The organism is Pseudomonas brassicae, assembly GCF_010671725.1.
GTDB lineage: Bacteria > Pseudomonadota > Gammaproteobacteria > Pseudomonadales > Pseudomonadaceae > Aquipseudomonas > Aquipseudomonas brassicae.
Genome location: NZ_JAAHBU010000333.1, coordinates 1 through 4774, shown reverse-complemented (window position 1 = coordinate 4774; position 4774 = coordinate 1). Strand labels below are relative to the sequence as shown.

Below are 4774 nucleotides of genomic sequence, written 5' to 3'. Positions count from 1 at the left end.
TTTTTCTGGCGTTCCTCGGAGATGGTCACCTGGTTGACCACGATGTCCAGGCGCCTGGATTCGAGTGCGGCGAGGATGCCGTCCCACTTGGTCGGCTGCAGCCGCGCCTTGACCCCCAACTGCTTGGCCAGCGCCTCGGACAGCTCCACCTCGAAGCCGGACAGCTTGCCGTCGGCATCGACGAAACTGAACGGCGGGTAGGTGCCTTCCAGGCCGATGCTGATGCTGCCGTTGTCCTTGATCTTCTGCAACTGCTCGCCGGCCACGGCCGGGCCGAGCAGGCTGGCGCTGAGCAACAGGCCGAGCCCTGCGCCCAGCCAGTGTTTACCGAATACGCACATCGTCATGACAGGCTCCGCTTGTGTTCGTGGATGTCAGCTGTTCCAGACCTCAGGGTAGGCGAATAATGCCGGTGCCCCACCGGTATGCAGAAAATCAGCGGTCCTTCGTCGAAACGCTGGCGGGCAATGCCGTCGAGCAACCCGGCCATGGCCTTGCCGGTGTACACCGGGTCGAGCAGCAGGCCTTCCTGGCTGGCCAGCAGGCGGATCGCGGCCAGGGTGCCGGCATTCGGTTCACCATAGCGCGGCGCGAAGTATTCATCCCACAGTTCGACCTTGAAGGCGTTCGGCAACGCCACCCCCAGCAACTCGGCGGTACGCTCGGCCAGGCCTTGCACCTTGGGGCGCTGGTCGTGGTCGCTGCGCGACACGGTCACGCCGATCACCGGCAACTGCGGCAACGCCTCGGCCAGCGCCAGGCCCAGGCCGCTGTGGGTGCCGGCGCTGCCTGAGGCCAGTACCACGCCGGCGAAGGTCTGCCCGCTGTGGGTGATCTGCTCGGCCAATTCCAGGCCGGCGCGCACGTACCCCAGCGCGCCCAGTGCGTTGGAGCCACCTATGGGCACGGTGTAGGGTTTGCGCCCGCTGGCCTGCAGGCGTACGGACAGCGCCTGCAATTGCGCATCGGCGTTGTCGAGGTTATCCACACGCTCGACCTTGGCGTCGAACAGCTCCAGCAGCAGGCGGTTGCCGTTGTGCTGGTAGTTGAGCGAGTCGGTGCCGATGGGGTTCTCCAGCAGTGCCACGCAGCCCAGGCCCAGTTGCGCGGCCAGCGCTGCGGTCTGGCGCACATGGTTGGACTGGATGGCGCCGGCGGTGATCAGGGTGTCGGCACCGGCGGCCAGCGCGTCGGCTGCCAGGTACTCGAGCTTGCGCAGCTTGTTGCCGCCCAGGGCCAGTGGCGTCAGGTCATCGCGCTTGACGTAGATATCGCGCCCGGCCCAGGCCGACAGGCGCTGGAGCTTGTGCAACGGGGTCGGCGTACCGAGCAGCGGCAGGCGATTGAAGCGGGCAAGCTGTCGTTCGATCATGGCGTCAGGCTGTCAGGGGGAAACCTCGACTATAGGCAGCCCCCGGCACTCCTTCCAGTGCGCCTGCTTATGCCGGATTTATAGCCAAAGCGCATAAAGGGATATTTTTTCCGCCGTGGCCATTTGCCGTAAAGTGAGCTTCTACAAGGCGGCCACCCCCTCCACAAGCCGCCGCCGCGTCAGGAGAAACAACCGTGAGCGACAACGCGCAATCAGGCTACTGGCAGTTGCACAACATCGTCGGCCAACTGCGTTCGGCCCGTGACCAGTGGCGCAGCCGCAATGGCCGCAGCAGTGGCGAGCAGGGCGGGCGCGAGCTGCCCTCGCGCGAGGCGATGCGCCAGATTCTCGAACAACTGTGCGGTGCGTTGTTCCCGATGCGCCTGGGGCCGGTGGACTTGCGCGAAGAGAGCGAAGACTTCTATGTGGGGCATACGCTGGACGCGGCGTTGACCGCGCTGCTGGCGCAGGCGCGGCTGGAGCTGCGCTACGCGGCGCGCCAGGGCAAGGCCGAGTCGCTGGAGATCGACGCTCAGGCCCTGCGCCTGATCCAGGATTTCGGCGCGGCATTGCCCGGGTTGCGCACCGTGCTCGACAGCGACGTGCTGGCGGCCTACCACGGCGACCCGGCGGCACGCAGCGTGGACGAAGTGCTGCTGTGCTACCCCGGCGTGCTGGCGGTGATTCACCACCGCCTGGCGCACCACCTGTACCGCGCCGGCTTGCCGCTGCTGGCGCGCATCAGCTCGGAGCTGGCGCATTCGGCCACCGGCATCGATATCCACCCGGGCGCACAGATCGGCCCGAGCTTCTTCATCGATCACGGCACGGGAGTGGTGATCGGCGAGACCGCGATCATCGGTGAGCGTGTGCGTATCTACCAGGCGGTGACCCTGGGTGCCAAGCGCTTCCCGGCCGACGAGTCGGGGCAGTTGCAGAAGGGCCAGCCGCGCCACCCGATCGTCGAGGACGACGTGGTGATTTATGCCGGCGCGACTATTCTGGGGCGTATCACCATCGGCAAGGGTTCGACCATCGGCGGCAATGTGTGGCTGACCCGCAGCGTGGCGCCGGGCAGCAACCTGACCCAGGCCAACCTGCAGCACGATGACGGGACGCAGAAATAGTCTTTCGGGTGCTTTTGAGGGCCTCTTCGCTGGTAAGCCAGCTCCCACAGGTACAGCGCAAAGCGCAGGATTTCGGTTATCCCTGTGGGAGCTGGCTTGCGCGAAGGGTCGCACCACACTCCCATCCATGTTTAACTTGAACGCTTGTTCAATGTAAAACGCTGGTGCGCTGCCGGTGTTCAACAGGAGGAAACCCTTTGCTGAACCCGTACAACTCAACCCTCATTCACCCCCGCGAGGTGCACGCGCCATGAGTGCACCGTCTTCCAATTCCCCCAGCAACATCCGCATGAACCCCCCGGTGTTCTACTTCGCGGCAAGCTTCATTTTGCTGTTCGGCCTGGCCGTGATCAGCAACCCGCAGGTGGCCGGTGAGTGGCTGCTGGCTGCACAGAACTGGGCCGCCAACACGGTGGGCTGGTACTACATGCTGGCCATGACCCTGTACCTGGTCTTCGTGGTGGTCACCGCCTTGTCCGGCTACGGCAAGATCAAGCTCGGTGCCGACCACGACGAACCCGAATTCAGCTACCTGTCATGGGCCGGCATGCTGTTTGCCGCCGGCATCAGCATCACGCTGTTCTTCTTCTGCGTGTCTGAACCGCTGACCCACATGCTGCAGCCGCCCCAGGGCGAAGCCGGCACCGCCGAGGCCGGGCGCCAGGCCATGCAACTGCTGTTTTTGCACTGGGGCCTGCACGGCTGGGGCGTGTTCGCCTTCGTCGGCATGGCGCTGGCCTACTTCGCCTACCGCCACAACCTGCCGCTGGCGCTGCGTTCGGCGCTGTACCCGCTGATCGGCAAGCGCATCAACGGGCCGATCGGCTACGCCGTGGACGGCTTCGGCATCATCGCCACGGTGTTCGGCCTGGGCGCCGACATGGGCTTTGGCGTGTTGCACCTGAACTCCGGGCTGGACTACCTCTTTGGCATCCCGCACACGCAGTGGGTGCAGGTGATCCTGATCAGCCTGATGATGGGCGCGGCGGTAGTGGTGGCCATTGCCGGCGTCGACAAGGGCGTGCGGGTGATGTCCGACATCAACATGTTCCTGGCCTGCGCGCTGCTGCTGTTCGTGCTGTTTGCCGGGCCTACCCAGCACCTGTTCAACACCCTGATCCAGAACCTGGGCGACTACCTCGGGGCGTTGCCGCGCAAGAGCTTCGATGTGTACGCCTACAACGAGCCGAGCGACTGGCTGGGCGGCTGGACGGTGTTCTACTGGGCCTGGTGGATTGCCTGGGCGCCGTTCGTCGGCTTGTTCATCGCACGTATTTCCCGCGGCCGCACCATCCGCGAGTTCGTCTTCGGCGTGCTGCTGATCCCGTTGGGCTTCACCCTGGCGTGGATGTCGATCTTCGGCAACAGCGCGATGTTCCAGGTGCTGGAGCATGGCGCCACGGCACTGGGGCAATCGGCGCTGGAGAACCCGTCGATGTCGTTGTACCTGCTGCTGGAGACCTACCCCTGGAGCAAGGTGGTGATCGCCGTCACGGTGTTCATCAGCTTCGTGTTCTTCGTCACCTCGGCAGACTCGGGCACGGTGGTGCTGTCGACCCTGTCGGCGCGCGATGGCAACCCGGACGAAGACGGGCCGAACTGGCTGCGGGTGTTCTGGGGCGCGATGACCGCGCTGGTCACCAGCGGGCTGCTGTTTGCCGGCAGCATCGACTCGCTCAAGTCGGCGGTGGTGCTGACCTCGCTGCCGTTCTCGGTGATTCTGCTGGCCATGATGTGGGGGCTGCACAAGGCGTTCTACCTGGAGTCGCAGCGCCGCATCGCGCAGATGCATTCGCTGGCGCCGTTCGCCAACTCGCGGCGCGGGCGCGGCGGCTGGCGCCATCGCCTGAGCCAGGCGGTGCACTTCCCGTCGCGTGACGAGGTGTACCGGTTCATGGACGACGTGGTGCGCCCGGCGATTGCCGAGGTGACCGATGTGTTTGCCGAGAAAGGCCTGAACGTCATTACCCAGGAAGACCCGAGCCACGACAACGTGAGCTTGAAGATCGGCCACGGGGAAGAGCAGCCGTTCATCTACCAGGTGCAGATGCGCGGGTATTTCACGCCGTCGTTTGCGTTGGCCGGGTTGGGCACGCAAGAGCTCAAGAACCGTCGCTATTACCGTGCCGAGGTGCACCTGAGCGAAGGCAGCCAGGATTACGACCTGGTGGGCTACAGCAAGGAGCAGATCATCAACGACATCCTCGACCAGTACGAGCGGCACATGCAGTTCCTGCACATGGTGCGCTGACCCTGCTGGCCCCTTCGCTGGCAA

General features: G+C 64.9%; 3 protein-coding genes and 1 pseudogene. 2 read left to right on the top strand and 2 right to left on the bottom strand.

Going from position 1 to position 4774, the window contains the following annotated elements; translation table 11 throughout:
* Together G3436_RS20885 and G3436_RS20880 are read right to left on the bottom strand one after the other, a co-directional pair.
* A partial coding sequence (locus G3436_RS20885) for a transporter substrate-binding domain-containing protein (protein ID WP_163948983.1) occupies positions 1-347 on the bottom strand: 347 nt, incomplete at its 3' end.
* A 27-nt stretch (positions 348-374) separates the two neighbouring features.
* Positions 375-1372, bottom strand: a pseudogene (locus G3436_RS20880) (D-cysteine desulfhydrase).
* A 194-nt stretch (positions 1373-1566) separates the two neighbouring features.
* On the opposite strand from G3436_RS20880, the gene epsC reads away from it, so the two are divergent.
* Both epsC and betT read left to right on the top strand, forming a co-directional pair.
* Entirely contained in the window at positions 1567-2499 is a 933-nt protein-coding gene (epsC, locus tag G3436_RS20875) for a serine O-acetyltransferase EpsC (RefSeq protein ID WP_163948980.1), read from the top strand.
* A gap of 250 nt (positions 2500-2749) precedes the next feature.
* Entirely contained in the window at positions 2750-4750 is a 2001-nt protein-coding gene (betT, locus tag G3436_RS20870; protein ID WP_163948978.1) for a choline transporter BetT, read from the top strand.
* Positions 4751-4774: the final 24 nt, after the last annotated feature.

Excerpts from the sequence above, each read along its gene's own strand:
- betT (WP_163948978.1), top strand. The coding sequence starts at position 2,750 with ATGAGTGCACCGTCTTCCAATTCCCCCAGCAACATCCGCATGAACCCC.